Here is a 20,119-nt window from a genome sequence, read left to right on the forward strand (position 1 = left end):
AATCAGTTAGAATGTTAAAGAAAAAGGAGCAAAACCAAATGAAACGTATTGCTGTTTTGACTAGTGGTGGAGACGCCCCTGGTATGAATGCTGCTATCCGTGCAGTTGTTCGTCAAGCAATCTCAGAAGGAATGGAAGTTTTTGGTATCTATGATGGATACGCTGGTATGGTTGCCGGTGAAATTTATCCACTTGATGCTGCTTCTGTAGGAGACATCATTTCACGTGGTGGTACTTTCCTTCACTCTGCTCGTTACCCTGAGTTTGCAAAACTCGAAGGTCAACTTAAAGGGATTGAGCAGTTGAAAAAACACGGTATCGAAGGTGTTGTAGTTATCGGTGGTGACGGTTCTTATCACGGAGCTATGCGCTTGACTGAGCATGGATTCCCTGCTATCGGACTTCCAGGAACAATCGATAACGATATCGTAGGTACTGATTTCACAATCGGATTTGATACTGCAGTTACGACTGCAATGGATGCCATTGATAAGATTCGTGATACATCATCAAGTCACCGTCGTACTTTCGTAGTTGAAGTAATGGGACGTAACGCTGGTGATATCGCTCTTTGGGCTGGTATTGCAACAGGTGCTGATGAAATTATCATCCCTGAAGAAGGATTCAAGATGGAAGACATCGTAGCAAGTATCAAGGCTGGATATGAACACGGTAAGAAACACAACATTATCGTTTTGGCAGAAGGTGTTATGTCAGCGGCAGAATTTGGTCAAAAACTAAAAGAAGCTGGAGATACAAGCGACCTTCGTGTAACTGAACTTGGTCACATCCAACGTGGTGGATCACCAACTGCTCGTGACCGTGTATTGGCGTCACGTATGGGTGCACATGCTGTTAAACTCCTTAAACAAGGAATCGGTGGTGTCGCTGTTGGTATTCGCAATGAGAAAATGGTTGAAAATCCAATTCTTGGAACTGCAGAAGAAGGAGCTTTATTTAGCCTAACAGCTGATGGTAAGATTGTTGTTAACAACCCTCACAAAGCTGACCTTGAACTTTCTGACTTGAACAAGAGCTTGTCATAATCAACTTTAACTAATCTGGTAAAATGACCATAAAAGGTCGAATTATATAAAGGAGTCACAAAATCATGAACAAACGTGTAAAAATCGTTGCAACTTTGGGTCCTGCGGTAGAAATCCGCGGTGGTAAAAAATTTGGTGATGACGGATACTGGGGTGAAAAACTTGACGTTGAAGCTTCAGCTAAAAACATTGCTCAATTGATTGAAGCAGGAGCTAACACTTTCCGTTTCAACTTCTCACACGGTGACCACCAAGAACAAGGTGATCGTATGGCAACTGTTAAACTTGCAGAAAAACTTGCAGGTAAAAAAGTTGGTTTCCTTCTTGATACTAAAGGACCAGAAATCCGTACTGAATTGTTCGAAGGAGAAGCTAAAGAGTACTCATACAAAACTGGTGAAAAAATCCGTGTTGCAACTAAACAAGGAATCAAATCAACTCGTGAAGTGATTGCTTTGAACGTTGCTGGAGCACTTGACATCTATGATGATGTTGAAGTTGGTCGTCAAGTATTGGTTGACGATGGTAAACTTGGTCTTCGTGTTGTAGAAAAAGACGATGCAACTCGTGAATTTGTCGTTGAAGTTGAAAATGACGGTGTTATCGCTAAACAAAAAGGTGTAAACATCCCTAACACTAAAATTCCTTTCCCAGCTCTTGCTGAACGTGATAACGCTGATATCCGCTTTGGTTTGGAACAAGGTATCAACTTCATCGCGATCTCATTCGTACGTACTGCAAAAGACGTGAATGAAGTTCGTGCAATCTGTGAAGAAACTGGTAATGGTCACGTTCAATTGTTCGCTAAAATCGAAAACCAACAAGGTATCGATAACTTGGATGAAATCATTGAAGCTGCTGACGGTATCATGATCGCTCGTGGTGACATGGGTATCGAAGTACCATTTGAAATGGTTCCAGTTTACCAAAAAATGATCATTACTAAAGTGAACGCTGCTGGTAAAGTTGTTATCACTGCAACAAACATGCTTGAAACAATGACTGAAAAACCACGTGCAACTCGTTCAGAAGTATCAGACGTATTTAACGCTGTTATCGACGGAACTGATGCTACAATGCTTTCAGGTGAGTCAGCAAATGGTAAATACCCACTTGAGTCTGTTCGTACAATGGCAACTATCGATAAGAACGCTCAAACTCTTCTTAACGAATACGGACGTTTGAACTCAGATTCATTTGAACGTAACTCTAAGACAGAAGTTATGGCTTCAGCAGTTAAAGACGCTACAAACTCAATGGACATCAAATTGGTTGTAACTCTTACTAAGACTGGTCACACAGCACGTTTGATCTCTAAATATCGTCCAAATGCTGATATCTTGGCATTGACATTTGACGAATTGACAGAACGTGGATTGATGTTGAATTGGGGTGTTATCCCAATGTTGACAGAAGCTCCATCATCAACTGATGACATGTTCGAAATTGCTGAACGTAAAGCAGTTGAAGCAGGTCTTGTACAATCTGGTGACGATATCGTTATCGTTGCAGGTGTGCCACTTGGTGAAGCAGTTCGTACTAACACAATGCGTATCCGCACTGTACGTTAATCTAACATTAAAAAGCCTATCATATCAAGCTTTCTAGCTTGTGTGATAGGTCTTTTTTTGTGACGAGGGGCAAAAATATCATTCTCCTTTCAATGCTAAGGTATACAATACAGTTTGCCCTGTAACTTTTGCTGTAATTATAGATTGCAATGGTCATCTTTCTATCTTTATGACTAAACCTAGCTAGGATTTTTTGGATAATAAGTCTATAAGTGTATGATTGAGACTTGAGCTTATTACTGTTTATGCAGAAAGGATTGCTAAAAGATAGGGTTTAGTAGTTGTTTAGGAAAATAAAAAAAGCTCTCTGGAAAAACCAGAAAGCTTGAGAGGCATCTCCATGTGAGAAGTCGGTTCACACAATTTCTCAAGGTCCGCTCCTGCGTTATGACCTCCTTTGCTCAATAGTAGCTCTCGCTACATATCGACTCATCGCAAATTTCATTTTACTACAAAGTCGAAAAAAAGTCAATAAAAAAATTCCTATGAAAAGGAACTGTTAAACAATGCTAATTGCCGGGATCGAACCGGCGACCTCATCCTTACCATGGATGCGCTCTGCCTACTGAGCTAAATCAGCTTACTTAAAAAGTATACTATAGAATCAAATCTTTGTCAATAAAATGTTTTATTTAAAAGTAATCAGCTGTCAGTCAAACTAAAATGGCTTAAGAGAATATCCCTCAGCCATTTTATTCTAACCTAATTGATTTTGTTTTTTTCTGGATTCCAGATAAAACTTGCGAAAAAGCTAAAGATGATGGTAACAATTGCAACTAAGACAGCAACAATCAGTGCTGGTATGCGAATAAACCACCACAAAGGATTTGGTTTTTTATTTGTATGCCATTGTTTTGTTTCCTCATCCAGACGTTGGAATTCTGATTGGATACGTTCAGCAACCATCTCAATTCCTTCATCATTCATTTTCTTAATGTCTGAGATATCGATAGGATTTCCGAAGTTCATATCGACACGTTCACGACTGATGAGTCCTTTTAAGGTCATTGGACCAGTATAAGTAACTGGCATGATGCGAACCTTGGCCATTTTAGCAATCAGAGCTACGCCCCCTTTGACATCGTTAGAATGACGACTACCGCTTGGAAACATGATGAGAGATCGGTCGCTCTTTTTAAGGACATTGATAGGATACTTAATAGCAGAAGCGCTAGGATTTTCCCGATCAATAGGAAAGGCACCACACATACGAATCCACCAACCAAAGATTCGGTTGGAGAAAAGTTCCTTTTTAGCCATAAAGACAAATTGCTTTGGTTTGGTCGCAAATGCCATGTAGACAGGATCCCACCAAGTACGATGGGGAGCAACTAGGATATAGTTTTCATCTTGACTCGGAATTTTATCCGTATTATGATAATGAGCATTACCGTTGATAGACCAGAGAATCAACATAACCAGCCCACGAAGATAAGTATAAAACATGGTGTCTCCTTCAATTTTCTTTCTTTTATTATACCTTATCATACTAGGACAAGCAAATGTTTTTTTGTTTAGGCGGAATTGCTCTTCATATGAAATTAGAATTATTTTTAAAAAAATGATATGATAGAATTTATGGATAAAAATAAAATTATAGGCTTAAGCCAATCAGAAGTTAAAGAACGTCAGAAACAGGGACAGGTCAATGATTTCAAAGCATCAGCTAGTACCAGTACTTGGCAGATTGTAAAACGAAATGTTTTTACTCTCTTCAATGCTTTAAACTTTGCTATTGCATTAGCGCTCGCTTTTGTTCAAGCCTGGAGCAACTTGGTTTTCTTTGCAGTTATCTGTTTCAATGCTTTTTCAGGAATTGTAACCGAGCTACGTGCCAAGCATATGGTTGATAAACTCAATCTCTTAAATAAAGAAAAGATTACGACTATTCGTGATGGACAAGAGATTGCTTTAGACCCTGAAGAGCTTGTTTTGGATGATGTGATTCGCTTGTCTGCAGGGGATCAAATTCCAAGTGATGCGATTGTATTAGAAGGCTTTGCAGAAGTCAATGAAGCCATGTTAACGGGCGAGAGCGACTTGGTGCAAAAAGAAGTAGAAGACTTAATGCTGTCCGGTAGTTTTCTTGCCAGTGGTTCTGTCCTCGCTCAGGTTCATCATGTAGGAGCAGATAACTATGCAGCCAAACTCATGCTTGAAGCTAAGACAGTTAAACCCATCAACTCACGTATCATGAAATCGCTAGACCAGCTAGCAGGTTTTACGGGTAAAATCATCATTCCATTTGGAATTGCCCTCTTGCTTGAAGCTTTGGTCTTGAAAGGTTTACCACTGAAGTCTTCTGTAGTGAATTCATCTACAGCTCTTTTGGGAATGTTGCCTAAGGGGATTGCCCTCTTGACCATTACCTCTCTTTTAACCGCTGTTATCAAGCTTGGTTTGAAAAAGGTCTTGGTACAGGAGATGTATTCAGTTGAGACCTTGGCGCGCGTGGATATGCTCTGCTTGGATAAGACAGGTACCATCACCCAAGGGAAGATGCAGGTTGAGACTGTCCTTCCTCTTACTCAAGTTTATGATCAAAATGCTATTGCTGACATACTAACCAGCTATATGGCAAACAGTGAAGATAAGAACCCAACAGCACAAGCTATTCGTCAACGTTTTCAAGGTCAAGTAACTTATCCGATGATTTCTAATCTTCCATTTTCAAGCGATCGTAAATGGGGAGCAATGGAGTTGGAAGGTCTCGGAACTGTTTTCCTGGGTGCACCTGAGATGTTGTTGAATGCTGAAGTTCCTGAGGCTAGAGAAGCTCTTGAACGAGGATCTCGTGTCTTAGTTCTGGCTCTTAGTCAAGAAAAACTTGACCACCACAAGCCACAGAAACCATCGGATATGCAAGCCTTGGCTTTGCTTGAAATTCTAGATCCAATCCGAGAAGGGGCAGCTGAAACTCTAGACTATCTTCGTTCTCAGGAAGTGGGCTTGAAAATTATCTCTGGTGATAATCCAGTCACTGTTTCAAGTATTGCTCAAAAAGCAGGTTTTGCAGACTATCAGAGCTATGTAGATTGTTCGAAAATTAATGATGAAGAATTGATAGCCATGGCTGAGGAAACAGCTATTTTCGGACGTGTTTCACCTCATCAAAAGAAACTCATCATCCAAACTCTGAAAAAAGCAGGACATACTACAGCAATGACAGGGGATGGTGTCAATGATATTCTAGCTCTCCGTGAGGCAGACTGTTCCATTGTTATGGCTGAAGGAGACCCAGCAACTCGTCAGATTGCAAATCTGGTCCTCTTGAATTCAGATTTCAATGATGTTCCTGAGATTCTCTTCGAAGGTCGTCGTGTGGTCAATAACATTGCCCACATTGCTCCGATTTTCTTGATTAAGACAATCTATTCCTTCTTGCTAGCAGTTATCTGTATTGCCAGTGCTTTGTTGGGACGTACTGAATGGATTTTGATTTTCCCATTCATTCCGATTCAGATAACTATGATTGACCAGTTTGTGGAAGGATTCCCACCGTTTGTATTAACTTTTGAACGAAATATCAAACCTGTGGAACAAAACTTCCTCAGAAAATCCATGATCCGTGCACTACCAAGTGCCTTGATGGTAGTCTTTAGTGTTCTCTTTGTTAAAATTTTTGGAACAAGTCAAGGTTGGTCAGCGATTGAAATTTCGACACTTCTGTATTATCTACTAGCCTCAATTGGCTTCTTATCAGTAGTTAGAGCTTGTTTGCCATTTAGTCTGTGGCGTATTCTCTTGATTATTTGGTCGGTTGGTGGCTTCCTTGGAACGGCTCTATTCCCAAGAATCCAAAAACTACTTGAAATTTCAACACTGACAGGACAAACATTACCTGTCTATGGCATCATGATGCTCATCTTTACTGTGATTTTCATCCTGACAAGTCGTTATCAAGCTAGAAGATAAAGAAAGGCTGCAATCCTTGATTGCGGTCTTTTTTAGGTACAGGATTGCTAGACAAAATATGGTATAATAAAGAGAAATAGACTTTTGGAAAGTGAGAGAAAATGATTTCGAAGAGATTAGAAATGGTAGCTTCTTTTGTACCTCAAGGAGCCGTTTTACTGGACGTCGGGAGTGATCATGCTTATCTACCCATTGAATTGGTTGAAAAAGGTCACATCGATCGTGCCATTGCAGGAGAGGTAGTAGAAGGTCCCTATCAATCTGCAGTCAAAAATGTTGAAAGTCATGGTTTGACTGAGAAAATTCAGGTTCGCCTAGCAAATGGTTTGGCTGCTTTTGAAGAGGCTGACCAGGTCTCTGTTATCACTATTGCTGGAATGGGTGGCCGTTTGATTGCTACGATTTTGGAAGACGGATTAGACAAACTTGCTACTGTTGAGCGTTTGATTCTTCAACCGAATAATCGTGAAGATGAGTTGCGTTCTTGGTTACAAGAGCATGGTTTTCAAATCATAGCAGAAAGTATCCTAGAAGAAGCTGGAAAATTCTACGAGATTATAGTTACAGAAGCTGGCGAAATGAATCTATCAGCAACTGATGTCCGCTTTGGCCCATTCTTGTCTAAAGAAGTTAGTCCAATCTTCATCCAAAAATGGCAAAAAGAAGTCAGCAAGCTTGAGTTTGCCCTTAGTCAAATTCCAGAAAAAAATCAAGAAGAACGTCAAGTTCTAGCAGATAAAATTCAAGCCATCAAGGAGGTGCTCCATGAAAGCAAGTGAAGTGATTAAGCGTTATGAAGCCTATTGCCCTCAAGAATTTTCTATGGAAGGCGATAGTCGTGGACTGCAAATTGGAACCTTAGATAAGGAAATTCAAAAGGTCATGGTCGCTCTTGATATCCGTGAAGAGACAGTCGCTGAAGCTATTGAAAAGGGTGTTGATTTGATTATCGTTAAGCACGCCCCTATCTTTCGTCCGATTAAGGACTTGGTAGCTAGTCGTCCTCAAAATCAGATTTATATCAATCTCATCAAGCACGATATCGCCGTCTACGTCAGTCATACTAATATTGATATTGTTGAAAATGGTCTCAATGACTGGTTCTGCCAACTGTTAGATATTAAAGATACAACCTATATACAGGAAACAGGTCCTGAACGTGGGATTGGCCGTATTGGAACTATTAGACCTCAAAAATTTAAGGAATTTGCTGACCATGTTAAGGAAGTCTTTGGTCTAGATAGCCTTCGTATGGTGTATTATCAAGAGACTGATTTGCAAAAAACAATCTCAAGAGTTGCTATCTGTGGTGGCAGTGGGCAATCTTTCTATTCTGATGCTTTAGCAAAAGGAGCAGATCTTTATATCACTGGTGATATTTATTATCATACTGCCCAAGATATGCTGTCAGATGGTTTGTTAGCTCTAGATCCGGGACACTATATCGAAGTGCTTTTTGTGGAAAGAATTGCAGCGCTCTTGAACGAATGGAAGGAAGAGAATGCTTGGTCGCTAGAAGTAGTCGCAAGTCAGGCTTCTACCAATCCATTCCATCATATCTAGTTAGAAGGTAAAGACAATGAAAAAAGTTGCCATTGTAGGAGCAGGAATTGTAGGGGCAACAGCTGCCTACTATCTCTCTAAGGAAGCAGATGTCGAAGTAACTGTCTTTGATCATGGGTACGGACAAGCTACCAAGGCAGCGGCAGGAATCATCAGTCCTTGGTTCTCTAAACGACGTAATAAAGCTTGGTACAAGATGGCTCGCCTAGGAGCAGACTTTTATGTAGATTTATTAGCTGATTTAGAAAAAACTGGTCAACAAGTTGATTTCTACCAGCGCTCAGGAGTCTTCCTTCTCAAAAAGGATGAGTCTAAACTGGAAGAACTCTATGAACTAGCCTTGCAACGTAGAGATGAATCTCCCTTGATTGGAGAATTAGCCATTTTGGACCAAGCGTCTGCTAGTAATTTATTTCCCGGTCTAGAGGGATTTGAACGTTTACTCTATGCTTCTGGTGGAGCTCGAGTAGATGGGCAACTCCTAGTGAATCGATTACTGGAAGCCAGTCAAGTGAAGGTCGTAAAGAAAGAGGTCAGTCTAAAACCCTTAGCTTCGGGTTATCAAATAGACAATCAAATGTTTGACCAAGTTATCTTGTCCACAGGAGCTTGGCTTGGACACATTTTGGAGCCTTTAGGCTATGAGGTTGATGTTCGTCCTCAAAAGGGGCAACTCCGAGATTACCAAGTGGAACAAGACATGGGAGATTACCCTGTTGTTATGCCGGAAGGTGAGTGGGATTTGATACCATTTCCCGGCGGTAAGTTATCTCTAGGAGCTACCCATGAAAATGATATGGGATTTGACCTAACAGTTGATGAGAATTTGCTCCAACGAATGGCGGAGGCGGCGAGTCCATTTTATACAGCCCTGGCTGAGGCAATTTTATCTGGAGAACGTGTTGGGATTCGTGCTTATACAAGTGATTTTTCTCCATTTTTCGGACAGGTTCCAAACTTATCAGGAGTCTATACAGCGAGCGGTTTAGGATCTTCAGGGTTAACGACTGGTCCCATAATCGGTTATCATCTAGTCCAAATGCTTCAGGGGAGAAGTGGAGTATTAAATCCAGCAGATTATCCGACTGAAAGATACATTAAAAAGAAACAATAGTAAATCTTTTACTTAGATTTTACGATAGTCTTAGGAAAGTAAATGACTTTCCCTATCAAAAATGGTAAAATGAAAAAAATAATCCAAGAATTGAGGAAAAAAAATGCAAGAAAAAATTCTGGTAACGGGTGGAGCTGGTTTTATCGGAACTCACACCGTCATCGAACTGGTCCAAGCTGGACACCAAGTAGTTGTCGTGGATAATTTGGTAAATAGTAGTCGTAAAAGTCTTGAAGTAGTCGAAAGAATCACTGGGGTAGAAATTCCTTTTTACGAAGCTGATATTCGTGATACGGAAACACTTCGTGATATTTTCAAACATGAAGAACCAACAGGCGTCATCCATTTTGCTGGTTTGAAGGCTGTAGGGGAATCTACACGTATCCCTCTTGCCTACTATGATAACAATATCGCTGGAACTGTCAGTCTCTTGAAAGTTATGGAGGAGACAAACTGTAAGAATATCATCTTCAGTTCATCAGCAACTGTTTATGGAGATCCTCATACAGTCCCAATCTTAGAAGATTTCCCACTTTCAGCTACTAACCCTTATGGTCGTACCAAGCTAATGCTTGAAGAAATCTTGACAGATATCTATAAAGCTGATTCAGAATGGAACGTTGTTTTACTTCGTTACTTCAACCCAATTGGTGCACATAAGAGTGGTGATTTGGGTGAAAATCCAAACGGTATTCCAAATAACCTTCTTCCATATGTTACACAAGTCGCAGTTGGTAAGTTGGAACAAGTTCAAGTATTTGGGGATGACTACGATACTGAAGATGGAACAGGTGTACGTGACTATATCCACGTTGTTGACCTAGCAAAAGGACATGTTGCAGCCCTTAAGAAGCTTCAAAAAGGTTCAGGTCTAAACATATACAACCTTGGTACAGGAAAAGGTTACTCTGTGCTTGAAATTATCCAAAATATGGAAAAAGCAGTCGGACGTCCAATTCCTTACCGTATCGTTGAACGTCGTCCGGGTGATATCGCAGCTTGCTACTCAGATCCAGCAAAAGCTAAGGAAGAGCTAGGATGGGAAGCAGAACTTGGTATTACAGAAATGTGTGAAGACGCATGGCGTTGGCAAAGCAAGCATCCAAATGGATTTGAAGACTAAGATGATGATTTCAATCATAGTCCCATGTTTAAACGAAGAGGAAGTACTTCCTCTTTTTTATCAAACTCTTGAAACACTGATCCCAGATTTGGAAACAGAAATCGAATACATTTTTGTAGATGATGGTTCGACTGATAAGACTTTGGACGTTCTAAAGGTTTATCGAGAGAAAAATCCTGCAGTACATTATATCTCTTTCTCGCGAAATTTTGGGAAGGAAGCGGCCATATATGCAGGTTTACAACAAGCAACAGGAAATTTGGTGGTGGTTATGGATGCAGACCTTCAGGATCCACCAAGCCTCTTGCTTGAGATGAAAGGACTACTAGATCAGAATCCAGATTTGGACTGTGTGGGAACTCGGAGAACTAGTCGAGAGGGTGAACCCTTTTTACGTAGTTTCTGCGCCGATCTTTTTTATCGTTTTATGCAAAAAATTAGCCCAGTAGCTCTTCCATCGGGTGTCCGTGATTTTCGGATGATGAGAAGATCCGTTGTGGATGCAGTGTTGGAATTGACAGAATACAATCGCTTTTCCAAAGGACTCTTTGCCTGGGTTGGTTTCCGTACTCACTATCTAGAGTATCCTAATGTTGAAAGGCAGGCAGGTAAGACAAGTTGGAGTTTTAGACAACTCTTTTTCTACTCTATTGAAGGGATTGTGAATTTTTCAGATTTTCCTTTGATATTAGCTTTTGTTGCTGGTCTTTCGTCGTGTTTTCTGGCTTTGGTGATGACATTGTTTGTAGTTGTTCGTACTCTCGTACTGGGCAATCCAACTTCTGGTTGGACCTCTCTGATGGCTGTCATTCTATTTCTTGGTGGTGTCCAATTATTGACGATTGGGATTCTCGGAAAATATATCAGTAAAATTTATATGGAAACGAAAAAAAGACCCCTCTATCTGATAAAAGAACAGAGTGAGTCATGATAAGATTTACTAAAAATAAGTCCTTCAAAAGACTATAATTTTCTGGAAAAATATGCTAAACTAGAGGAAGTGGGATTTGGAAATCGAATCGCCACTGATGACAAATTAATCTTTGATGAGCGCGCGAGTGGGACACTGTTTCACAGCTTCCAGTAGCTCTTCACTAGCTGGGACGTCTCTCTCTAGTAGATTAGGATTATCATAGAAACGCACAATACCATTATCATGGTAATCAAATAAATCAGAATAGGTTTGGCATAGCCCACAGGCAATGCATCGTTCAGGTATAAGTGTGATTTTCATATTTATATTGTAATAAGAAATTAGAAAAAAAACAAGGAGTAAGGTATGGAAAAGGAACCATGGCAAGAAGATATTTACGATATCGAGGAAAGTCGTTCGGAACGCAGAAGCAGAGGAAATAAGGAATCAGGAGTAGGAGCTAATCGTATTTTAACGATTTTGGCTTGTATTTTCTTTGTTATCGTTGTCGGAATGATTGCTATTCTAATCTACCTGTCATCTGGTGGAAGTGATCGTACGGCAGCCTTGAAAGATTTTCATGATTCTTCTGCGCCTAAGGTAGAGGAAGTATCTTCAACATCTTCAAGTAGTTCAGTTGAAGCATCAAGTTCTGAAGCAGAATCAACTTCTTCAAGTAGTTCAGAGGAACATACAAATGCTGAAGGAACCATTACTGTCCTTGCAGGTGAAGGTGAGGCAGCTATTGCAGCTAGAGCAGGCATTTCTATTGCTCAACTTGAAGCCTTGAACCCTGGTCATATGTCTTCAGGTACTTGGTTTGCAAATCCTGGTGATGTCCTTAAGACAAGATAGGAGTTAGAATGAAAACAATTCAGATTGCCATTGATGGACCAGCATCCAGTGGGAAGAGTACAGTAGCTAAGATTATCGCTAAGGACTTTGGATATACCTACTTGGATACAGGTGCCATGTATCGTGCTGCGACTTACATCGCTTTGAACAACCAAGTAAGTCCAGAAGAGTCTTCTCGACTTCTTGAATTATTGGAACAATATCCGATTAGCTTTGGTCGTGCTGAAACAGGAGAACAGCTTGTTTTTGTTGGAGATGTTGATGTGACAAATCCAATTCGAGAAAATGAAGTAACTAATGCTGTATCTGCTTTTGCAGCCATTCCAGCTATTCGTGAAAAATTGGTAGCCCTTCAACAAGAAATTGCCCAACAAGGTGGAATCGTCATGGATGGTCGAGATATTGGTACAGTGGTCTTGCCTAAGGCTGAATTGAAGATTTTTCTTGTTGCTTCAGTGGATGAACGTGCAGAACGACGTTATAAGGAAAATCTTTCAAAGGGGATCGAAACAGATTTGGAAACTTTGAAAGAAGAGATTGCTGCGCGTGATTATAAAGATAGTCATCGTGAAACCTCTCCTCTTAAGCAGGCTGATGATGCAATCTATTTGGACACAACAGGGCTAAGTATTTTAGAAGTTGTCGAAAAAATTAAATCAGAAGCATTCAAACATTTTTAATTGAAATTTTTAACCGATTGACCACGATAGTGGTTAGTCGGTTTTTTAGCAATTTGTCAAATTTTTAATTTTAAGGTATAATAGATTTTGTTAACGAAAATTTGACAATCAAACCATCATGAGAATAGAAGGAGATAAAATGAACAATCTACCAAATTGCCCAAAATGTAATTCAGAATATGTCTATGAAGACGGAGCCTTGCTAGTCTGCCCAGAGTGTGCTTATGAATGGAATCCTGCTGAGCAAGCTGAGGTTGAAGAAGGCCTTGTTGCTATCGACGCTAATGGAAATAAATTGGCTGACGGTGATACAGTAACCTTGATCAAAGACCTTAAGGTAAAAGGTGCTCCAAAAGACCTTAAGCAAGGGACACGTGTTAAAAACATCCGTATTGTTGAAGGTGACCACAACATCGATTGTAAGATTGATGGATTTGGTGCTATGAAATTAAAATCAGAATTTGTTAAAAAGATCTAATCATGACTACTTGGAATAAAATAATTTTTTTCAGTCGGACTCTCTTATTTTTCGCAGCATTTACAGGGGTCTATCTGGAAATTACCAAACGTGGTGGTTTAGGGATGTTGCTTTACTATACAGTCCTTTCCAACCTTTTGGTTGTCATCTTTACAGGTTATCTTTTGTTAAAGATGCGCAGTGGCGGTGATAGTTGGCAAAGTTCAGGAATTCTACGTCTCAAAGGTGGTGTCACCATGAGTATCATGATTACCTGTGTCATCTATCATTTCATGCTAGCTCCTTTGACGACAGATTTTTACCGTTTGGAAAATTTCCTTTGCCATTATATTGTCCCTCTCTGGTTTTTAGCAGATACAATTATTTTTGACAAGAGTCGCCAATATAAGTTGGTTGATCCCATGCTTTGGACTAGCCTTCCTTTGCTTTATATGATTTTTGCCCTCTTAAACGGTTTTGTTCTAAAGATGGATGTCCCTAATGCTAAGGATAGTCCCTTCCCTTATTTCTTTTTGAATGCTACCAAACATGGTTGGGGCTTTGTCTTTAAATGGGCAGCTACTATCTTTGTTGCCTATATGGTTTCAGGATATCTGTTTTATCTTGTTAAAAACATTAAAAAATCTAAGAAATAAGAGTACCTTATATGGGTACTTTTTTGATGATTGATATAATTGTACCCGGACAAATCGATTTTTTTTATCTTGTTCTTGAGTCATTTCTACCTTAAAATAAAATTGTAGCTACCAATACAACTATTGAGGAAGAGAAAATGACTGAAAATCGTTATGAATTAAATAAAAATTTGGCACAGATGCTTAAAGGTGGCGTCATCATGGATGTTCAAAATCCTGAACAAGCAAGAATTGCGGAGGCTGCAGGTGCAGCAGCGGTTATGGCCTTGGAGCGAATCCCAGCGGATATTCGTGCAGCTGGTGGTGTCTCTCGCATGAGCGACCCTAAGATGATCAAGGAAATCCAAGAAGCAGTCAGCATTCCAGTTATGGCCAAGGTTCGAATTGGGCATTTTGTTGAAGCACAGATTTTAGAAGCCATCGAGATTGACTATATCGATGAGAGTGAGGTGTTATCTCCAGCTGACGATCGTTTCCATGTGGACAAGAAAGAATTCCAAGTTCCTTTTGTTTGTGGTGCAAAAGACTTGGGTGAAGCCTTGCGTCGTATTGCTGAAGGAGCATCGATGATCCGTACAAAAGGAGAGCCAGGAACAGGAGACATCGTTCAGGCTGTTCGTCATATGCGCATGATGAATCAAGAAATCCGTCGCATCCAAAATCTCCGTGAAGATGAACTCTATGTCGCAGCAAAAGAACTCCAAGTCCCTGTAGAATTAGTTCAATACGTCCACGAACATGGGAAATTACCAGTTGTCAACTTTGCAGCTGGAGGTGTGGCAACACCAGCAGATGCAGCTCTTATGATGCAGCTTGGTGCGGAAGGAGTCTTTGTTGGCTCAGGGATTTTCAAGTCAGGTGATCCTGTTAAACGTGCAGCAGCCATTGTCAAGGCAGTCACAAACTATCAAAATCCTCAAATTTTAGCTGAAATCTCAGAAGATTTGGGAGAAGCCATGGTTGGTATCAATGAGAATGAAATCCAAATTCTCATGGCTGAGCGAGGAAAATAGATGAAAATCGGAATATTAGCCTTGCAAGGTGCCTTTGTAGAGCATGAGAAAGTCCTTGCCAAACTAGGAGTAGAAAGTATTGAACTGCGAAACCTAGGAGATTTTCAGCAGCATCAGAGTAATCTGTCAGGATTGATTTTACCTGGAGGTGAGTCGACAGCTATGGGAAAACTCCTACGTGACCAGAATATGCTACTTCCTCTAAGAGAAGCTATTCTCAATGGCTTACCAGTCTTTGGGACTTGTGCCGGTTTGATTTTGCTAGCGAGACAAATCACTTCTCAAGAGGAAAGTCATCTAGCGACTATGGATATAGTAGTAGAGCGCAATGCCTATGGACGTCAGCTAGGAAGCTTTTATACTGAAGCAGACTGCAAGGGTGTTGGCAAGATTCCCATGACCTTTATCCGTGGACCTATTATTAGTGAAGTTGGTAAGGGTGTTGATGTTCTTGCAGTAGTGAATCATCAAATCGTTGCTGCTCAAGAAAAGAATATGCTAGTGACTTCCTTTCATCCTGAATTGACAAATGATCTTCGCTTGCATCAATACTTTATCAATATGTGCAAATAAAAATAGGTCGGGATTTTCCCGGCCTATTTTTACATGTAATAAACAATGGCAATGTATTGGAGAGCTGAAGCTGCTAGGATGAAGAGATGCCAGATCATGTGGAAGTAAGGTTTCTTCTTAGCGTAAAATCCAGCACCAACTGTATAGCAAAGCCCACCTGATACCATAAGAGTCCAAAAGATTGGATTTGTTTGACTGATGATTGCTGGTAGGATAGCCACAACTAACCAACCCATGATTAAGTAGAGAATTAGACTAAATTTTTCATTGACTTTTTTGGCAAAGATTTTATAAAGAATACCAAAAATAGTTGTTCCCCACTGGATAGCAATAATCAGGTAACCAAACCAGTTATTCATCAAGGTCAAAACGACAGGAGTATAAGAACCTGCAATCGCAACATAAATCATGGAATGGTCGATAATGCGCAAGACATACTTATGAGTGGAACCATAAGCCATAGAATGATAGATGGTCGATGAGAGGAACATGAGAAAGAGACTAATAACGAAAATCGACACCCCAATCGATGATAAAAATCCATGAGCTTCATAACTATATGTCGATGAGATAGGGAGCAAAATCAGCATGATAAGTGCCCCTACAGCATGGGTGACACTGTTTGCTATCTCTTCTCCAAAACTAAGGCGCTTGCTAAGTTTAAAACTAGTATTCATTTGTTTCCTCCTCTTCATTTTCTGTATAGACAAGAGCAAGTGTCTGATGATAGAGTTTAACCGTTTGGCAACTTGCTTGGATAATAGGATTGGCTGGGTCAATGTCTTCGTTCATGTAGTCCACAAAAGCGTTGTAAAGCTCTTCTGAGTTAGTCTCTGTGTGTAGGGTATTAAGGGTTTGAGCAATTTCCTGGATTGAAAAAACAGACTTGAGCGTTGTGATAGCAATCAATCGGGCGATTTGTTTGCGTTGGTATTTTTTCTTTTCAGGTTTGCTGATATAGCCGTGTTTGACATAGTTGTTCACCATTGATGCAGTTAAACCTTTCTCTTTAGCAAGAGAAATAGGGGAACAAACTTTATTTACATAAAGTAGGATCTGGTCCAAATAGAGATCAATGTTTGGAATTTCGTCCCATTCTGGGTAGGAAAAAGTAGATTTCATTTCCAACTCCTGTTTATCTAGTTTTAATAACTAGATTATAAAATAATAGAAATCAAAAGTCAAGTTTTAACTGCTTGTAGAAAGCCTTAAATTATGCTATGATGAGAGAAACTAGTCAGAAAAGAGGAGATAAGATGGAAATTCGTTTAGCCTTTCCAAACGAAGTAGATGCAATTATGCAGGTGATTGAGGAAGCTAAAAAATGCTTGGTGGAAGCTGGTAGCACCCAATGGCAAAATGGTTACCCAAATGCTGACACGATTATTGAAGATATCATCTCTGGTCAGGCTTATGTAGCCTTGGACGAAGGAGAACTTTTAGCCTATGCAGCAGTGACTAAAAGTCCAGAAAGAGCTTATGAAGCCATTTATGATGGAAGTTGGGAAGGAAGAGAACCAGAATACCTTGTATTTCACCGGATTGCGGTTTCTAGAGATGTCCAAGGCCAAGGTGTTGCCCAGACCTTCTTGGAAGGCTTGATTGAAGGCTTTGATTACCTAGATTTTCGTTCAGATACACATGCTAAAAACAAGGCCATGCAACATATCTTTGAAAAGCTTGGTTTTAAACCGGTCGGTAAAGTTCCAGTAGATGGGGAACGTTTGGCCTATCAAAAATTAAAATCGAATGTCTAAAAAGTATGCAAAGATGCTGTACAAGTCTCCGATTGGGATCTTATCTTTGGTAGCAGATGATCGCTATCTGTTTGGAATATGGGTTGAAGCACAGAGCCATTTTGAGCGAGGTTTGTCGGTGTGTAATCTAGTTGAGGTGAAAAGTCATCCCATCTTAAATCAGATTGCTAGCTATTTAGATGCTTATTTTAAAGGACAAAATCAAGATTTGTCTCAGTTACCTTTGGCTTCTGTTGGTAGTGACTTTGAAAAAAGAGTTTGGAACTACTTGCGGGAAATTCCTTTTGGTCAGACAGTTACTTATGGACAGATAGCTAAGGATTTGCAGATAGCTTCGGCTCAGGCAATCGGAGGTGCTGTGGGGCGCAACCCTTGGTCAATCCTAGTACCTTGTCACCGCGTATTAGGTGCTGGTAATCGTTTAACAGGCTATGCTTCAGGAATTGACAAGAAGGCTTGGCTCTTAAAGCATGAAGGTGCAGCATTTCAAGAGAATAAAGAACAGAAAGAAAAGAAAATGTTAGAATTTATCGAATACCCAAAATGTACAACTTGTAAGAAAGCAAAAAAGGAGTTAGATCAACTTGGACTAGAATATAAAGATGTTCATATTGTAGAAGAAACTCCAAGTGAAATGATCATTCTGAACTGGCTTGAAACTTCTGGATTTGAGTTGAAGCAATTTTTCAATACCAGTGGGATTAAATACCGTGAACTGGGTTTAAAAGATAAGGTTGGGACTTTATCCAATAAAGAAGCAGCCAAACTCTTGGCGAGTGATGGTATGTTATTAAAACGTCCAATATTAGTGGAGAATGGTGTTGTTAAACAAATCGGCTATCGTAAAACCTACGATAACTTGGATTTGAAATAGTTTTTTTCTATCTCCTTGATAGGTAAAATATATAACCTCACACTTTTAAAGTATGATAAACTAGTAGGTAGACAAAGTCTCTTCTGCACGTAGCAAATATTTTAAATCTAGGCAGAAGTATGATAGAATGATTCATTATCAGGAGAGGATGTTTCTATGAATGATACAACACTTTTAGCATCAGATTGGTACCAAAACTTGATGCAGTATATTCCAGACGGTAAACTGTTTAGTTTTCGTTCTGTCTTTGATGGGATTCCAAGAATTGTACAACAATTGCCAACAACATTGATGTTGACAGTATTTGGTGCTTTTTTTGGTATCATCTTGGCCTTGGTTTTTGCTATTGTAAAAATTAATCGCGTTAGAATTCTTTATCCATTACAAGCATTCTTTGTTAGTTTCTTAAAAGGGACACCAATCCTAGTGCAGCTGATGTTGACTTACTATGGAATTCCTCTAGCATTAAAAGCGTTGAATCAACAATGGGGAACTGCTTTTAATATCAATGCGATTCCGGCTGCAGCTTTTGCCATTGTAGCTTTTGCCTTTAACGAAGCAGCTTACGCTAGTGAAACTATCCGTGCCGCTATTCTTTCGGTTAATCCTGGAGAGATTGAAGCCGCTCGTAGTCTTGGAATGACACGTGCACAAGTTTACCGTCGTGTGATTATTCCAAATGCAGCGGTAGTAGCGACTCCAACCTTGATTAACTCCCTCATTGGATTGACCAAGGGAACTTCCCTAGCCTTTAGTGCGGGTGTTGTAGAAGTCTTTGCCCAAGCTCAGATTTTGGGTGGTGCAGACTACCGTTACTTCGAACGTTTCATCTCAGTTGCTCTTGTATACTGGGTGGTAAATATTGCTATTGAAAATCTTGGTCGCTTCATTGAGAGAAAAATGGCCATCGAAGCACCAGATAATGTGAAAACAGATGTGAAAGGAGACCTTCGCTAATGATTAAGATTTCAAATTTAAGCAAATCCTTTTCAGGTCAAACCGTCTTGGATCATCTGAATTTAGATATTCAAAAAGGGGAAGTAGTGGCTTTGATTGGTTCATCTGGAGCAGGAAAATCTACCTTTCTTCGTAGCCTAAATTATCTGGAAACACCTGATAGTGGAAGCATTCAGATTGATGACTTTAAAGTCGACTTTTCTCAAATTACTCAAGATGAAATCTTGACTCTTCGTCGTAAGTTGTCCATGGTATTTCAACAATTTAATTTATTCGAGCGTAGAACAGCCTTAGATAATGTCAAGGAAGGTTTGGTAGTTGTTAAAAAACTTTCCGACGAAGAAGCAACTAAGATTGCCAAAGAAGAGTTGGCTAAAGTTGGTCTTTCAGATCGTCAACAGCACTATCCTCGCCACTTATCAGGTGGACAAAAACAACGGGTAGCTTTGGCGCGTGCTTTAGCCATGAAGCCAGCAATCTTGCTCTTGGATGAACCTACTTCAGCCCTTGATCCAGAATTGGTTGGTGAGGTAGAACGATCTATTGCTAATGCTGCCAAATCTGGTCAAACTATGATTTTGGTCAGTCACGATATGTCCTTTGTTTCTCAAGTAGCTGATAAGGTTTTATTCTTGGATAAAGGAAAGATTATTGAGTCTGGAACACCAGATGAGATTATCAATCATCCTAAAGAAGAACGAACAAAAGAATTCTTTGCTAGTTACAAACGGACCTATATTTGATATAATAGAAGATAAGAAAGACTCAGTTGGCTAGGCTAACTGGGTTTGCTCTTTAAAATTAATAGAAATGAGAGAGAGCATGCTAGTTCAGCTATTTGCTTTGTATTTAGAGAGTTTAGTGTTGACAATTCTACTGGTCTTGATTATTTTGGGACTCTGGATTGGACTTAGAGCTCTGTCGGGGGTTGACAAAACTGCTAAAGCACGTCAAGCCCATCTCTACGATATGATTATGATTGGAGTTCTAACAATTCCAGTATTGTCATTTGCAACCATGAGCATCTTGTTGGTTCTCAAGGCTTAATAGTT

At 39.9% G+C, this 20,119-nt stretch carries 23 protein-coding genes, 1 tRNA gene and 1 pseudogene; 20 read left to right on the top strand and 5 right to left on the bottom strand.

The genetic code is table 11. The features are described 5' to 3' along the window. Positions 1–38 precede the first annotated feature (38 nt). Together pfkA and pyk are read left to right on the top strand one after the other, a co-directional pair. Positions 39–1,046 (top strand): 6-phosphofructokinase, encoded by a 1,008-nt coding sequence (gene pfkA, locus PCY08_RS01030; protein WP_060955526.1) that lies wholly within the window; start codon positions 39–41, stop codon positions 1,044–1,046. Between the two features lie 65 nt (positions 1,047–1,111). Next, positions 1,112–2,617 carry a pyruvate kinase gene (gene pyk / locus PCY08_RS01035; protein ID WP_014713116.1) on the top strand — a complete coding sequence of 502 codons (1,506 nt, stop codon included), beginning with the start codon at positions 1,112–1,114 and terminating at the stop codon, positions 2,615–2,617. A gap of 507 nt (positions 2,618–3,124) precedes the next feature. On the opposite strand, the gene PCY08_RS01040 is transcribed toward pyk, so the two are convergent. Further along, a tRNA-Thr gene (locus PCY08_RS01040) sits at positions 3,125–3,197 on the bottom strand. A 122-nt stretch (positions 3,198–3,319) separates the two neighbouring features. Further along, positions 3,320–4,063 carry a 1-acyl-sn-glycerol-3-phosphate acyltransferase gene (locus tag PCY08_RS01045; protein WP_301559152.1) on the bottom strand — a complete coding sequence of 248 codons (744 nt, stop codon included), beginning with the start codon at positions 4,061–4,063 and terminating at the stop codon, positions 3,320–3,322. Between the two features lie 132 nt (positions 4,064–4,195). Here PCY08_RS01045 and PCY08_RS01050 point away from each other — a divergent pair, with 132 nt between their 5' ends. From PCY08_RS01050 to PCY08_RS01075, 6 genes are all read left to right on the top strand, one after another. Continuing rightward, the gene (locus tag PCY08_RS01050; RefSeq protein WP_301559153.1) at positions 4,196–6,532 is read left to right on the top strand and encodes a cation-translocating P-type ATPase; all 2,337 of its coding nucleotides are present in this window, start codon (positions 4,196–4,198) and stop codon (positions 6,530–6,532) included. Between the two features lie 101 nt (positions 6,533–6,633). After that, positions 6,634–7,311, top strand: a complete 678-nt coding sequence (locus tag PCY08_RS01055) for a tRNA (adenine(22)-N(1))-methyltransferase TrmK (RefSeq protein ID WP_301559154.1) — start codon at positions 6,634–6,636, stop codon at positions 7,309–7,311. Continuing rightward, positions 7,298–8,095, top strand: a complete 798-nt coding sequence (locus PCY08_RS01060) for a Nif3-like dinuclear metal center hexameric protein (protein ID WP_301559155.1) — start codon at positions 7,298–7,300, stop codon at positions 8,093–8,095. The genes PCY08_RS01055 and PCY08_RS01060 overlap by 14 nt, the downstream gene beginning before the upstream one ends. A 16-nt stretch (positions 8,096–8,111) precedes the next feature. Continuing rightward, positions 8,112–9,209: an FAD-binding oxidoreductase gene (locus tag PCY08_RS01065; RefSeq protein ID WP_301559156.1), complete on the top strand. Its 1,098-nt coding sequence runs from the start codon at positions 8,112–8,114 to the stop codon at positions 9,207–9,209. Positions 9,210–9,312: 103 nt separating this feature from the next. Then, positions 9,313–10,332, top strand: coding sequence for a UDP-glucose 4-epimerase GalE (galE, locus tag PCY08_RS01070; RefSeq protein ID WP_301559157.1), 1,020 nt, complete (start codon positions 9,313–9,315; stop codon positions 10,330–10,332). Beyond that, the gene (locus tag PCY08_RS01075) at positions 10,316–11,263 is read left to right on the top strand and encodes a glycosyltransferase family 2 protein (RefSeq protein WP_301559158.1); all 948 of its coding nucleotides are present in this window, start codon (positions 10,316–10,318) and stop codon (positions 11,261–11,263) included. The genes galE and PCY08_RS01075 overlap by 17 nt, the downstream gene beginning before the upstream one ends. A 105-nt stretch (positions 11,264–11,368) precedes the next feature. Here PCY08_RS01075 and PCY08_RS01080 read toward each other — a convergent pair whose 3' ends face one another. Then, positions 11,369–11,566, bottom strand: coding sequence for a ferredoxin (locus PCY08_RS01080; RefSeq protein WP_301559159.1), 198 nt, complete (start codon positions 11,564–11,566; stop codon positions 11,369–11,371). A 45-nt stretch (positions 11,567–11,611) separates the two neighbouring features. Here PCY08_RS01080 and PCY08_RS01085 point away from each other — a divergent pair, with 45 nt between their 5' ends. The 6 genes from PCY08_RS01085 to pdxT all read left to right on the top strand — a co-directional run bounded on the left by PCY08_RS01085 (position 11,612) and on the right by pdxT (position 15,479). Continuing rightward, positions 11,612–12,100 carry an SAG1386/EF1546 family surface-associated protein gene (locus PCY08_RS01085; protein WP_000410178.1) on the top strand — a complete coding sequence of 163 codons (489 nt, stop codon included), beginning with the start codon at positions 11,612–11,614 and terminating at the stop codon, positions 12,098–12,100. A gap of 8 nt (positions 12,101–12,108) precedes the next feature. Next, positions 12,109–12,780 carry a (d)CMP kinase gene (cmk, locus tag PCY08_RS01090; RefSeq protein ID WP_301559160.1) on the top strand — a complete coding sequence of 224 codons (672 nt, stop codon included), beginning with the start codon at positions 12,109–12,111 and terminating at the stop codon, positions 12,778–12,780. A 139-nt stretch (positions 12,781–12,919) separates the two neighbouring features. Continuing rightward, positions 12,920–13,258, top strand: a complete 339-nt coding sequence (locus PCY08_RS01095) for a zinc ribbon domain-containing protein YjdM (RefSeq protein ID WP_045762909.1) — start codon at positions 12,920–12,922, stop codon at positions 13,256–13,258. Positions 13,259–13,260: 2 nt separating this feature from the next. Beyond that, positions 13,261–13,893 (top strand): Pr6Pr family membrane protein, encoded by a 633-nt coding sequence (locus tag PCY08_RS01100; RefSeq protein WP_301559161.1) that lies wholly within the window; start codon positions 13,261–13,263, stop codon positions 13,891–13,893. Positions 13,894–14,030: 137 nt separating this feature from the next. Next, positions 14,031–14,906, top strand: a complete 876-nt coding sequence (gene pdxS, locus PCY08_RS01105; protein WP_045615501.1) for a pyridoxal 5'-phosphate synthase lyase subunit PdxS — start codon at positions 14,031–14,033, stop codon at positions 14,904–14,906. Next, positions 14,907–15,479, top strand: coding sequence for a pyridoxal 5'-phosphate synthase glutaminase subunit PdxT (pdxT, locus tag PCY08_RS01110; RefSeq protein WP_301559162.1), 573 nt, complete (start codon positions 14,907–14,909; stop codon positions 15,477–15,479). 29 nt (positions 15,480–15,508) lie between these two features. Here the strand turns inward: pdxT and PCY08_RS01115 are convergent, their stop codons facing one another. Both PCY08_RS01115 and PCY08_RS01120 read right to left on the bottom strand, forming a co-directional pair. Beyond that, positions 15,509–16,156 carry a hemolysin III family protein gene (locus tag PCY08_RS01115; protein ID WP_001097751.1) on the bottom strand — a complete coding sequence of 216 codons (648 nt, stop codon included), beginning with the start codon at positions 16,154–16,156 and terminating at the stop codon, positions 15,509–15,511. After that, complete coding sequence (locus PCY08_RS01120) at positions 16,146–16,601, bottom strand: DUF1836 domain-containing protein (protein WP_301559163.1); 456 nt, start codon at positions 16,599–16,601, stop codon at positions 16,146–16,148. Before PCY08_RS01120 ends, PCY08_RS01115 begins: the two co-directional genes overlap by 11 nt. Positions 16,602–16,735: 134 nt before the next feature. Here PCY08_RS01120 and PCY08_RS01125 point away from each other — a divergent pair, with 134 nt between their 5' ends. From PCY08_RS01125 to PCY08_RS01150, 6 genes and pseudogenes are all read left to right on the top strand, one after another. Further along, positions 16,736–17,236, top strand: coding sequence for a GNAT family N-acetyltransferase (locus PCY08_RS01125; RefSeq protein ID WP_301559164.1), 501 nt, complete (start codon positions 16,736–16,738; stop codon positions 17,234–17,236). 13 nt (positions 17,237–17,249) lie between these two features. Continuing rightward, a pseudogene (locus PCY08_RS01130) lies at positions 17,250–17,738 on the top strand (methylated-DNA--[protein]-cysteine S-methyltransferase); the annotation flags it as partial. A gap of 15 nt (positions 17,739–17,753) precedes the next feature. Continuing rightward, positions 17,754–18,110: a Spx/MgsR family RNA polymerase-binding regulatory protein gene (locus PCY08_RS01135; protein WP_223339217.1), complete on the top strand. Its 357-nt coding sequence runs from the start codon at positions 17,754–17,756 to the stop codon at positions 18,108–18,110. A gap of 156 nt (positions 18,111–18,266) precedes the next feature. Further along, complete coding sequence (locus tag PCY08_RS01140; RefSeq protein ID WP_301559165.1) at positions 18,267–19,067, top strand: amino acid ABC transporter permease; 801 nt, start codon at positions 18,267–18,269, stop codon at positions 19,065–19,067. Next, a complete protein-coding gene (locus tag PCY08_RS01145; protein WP_045762917.1) occupies positions 19,067–19,810 on the top strand; it encodes an amino acid ABC transporter ATP-binding protein in 744 nt (247 codons plus the stop codon). The genes PCY08_RS01140 and PCY08_RS01145 overlap by 1 nt, the downstream gene beginning before the upstream one ends. A gap of 79 nt (positions 19,811–19,889) precedes the next feature. After that, complete coding sequence (locus tag PCY08_RS01150) at positions 19,890–20,114, top strand: DUF4059 family protein (RefSeq protein WP_000960970.1); 225 nt, start codon at positions 19,890–19,892, stop codon at positions 20,112–20,114. The last annotated feature ends 5 nt before the right edge of the window (positions 20,115–20,119 follow it).

The organism is Streptococcus sp. SO4 (genome assembly GCF_030440055.1).
GTDB classification, from domain to species: Bacteria; Bacillota; Bacilli; order Lactobacillales; family Streptococcaceae; genus Streptococcus; species Streptococcus nidrosiense.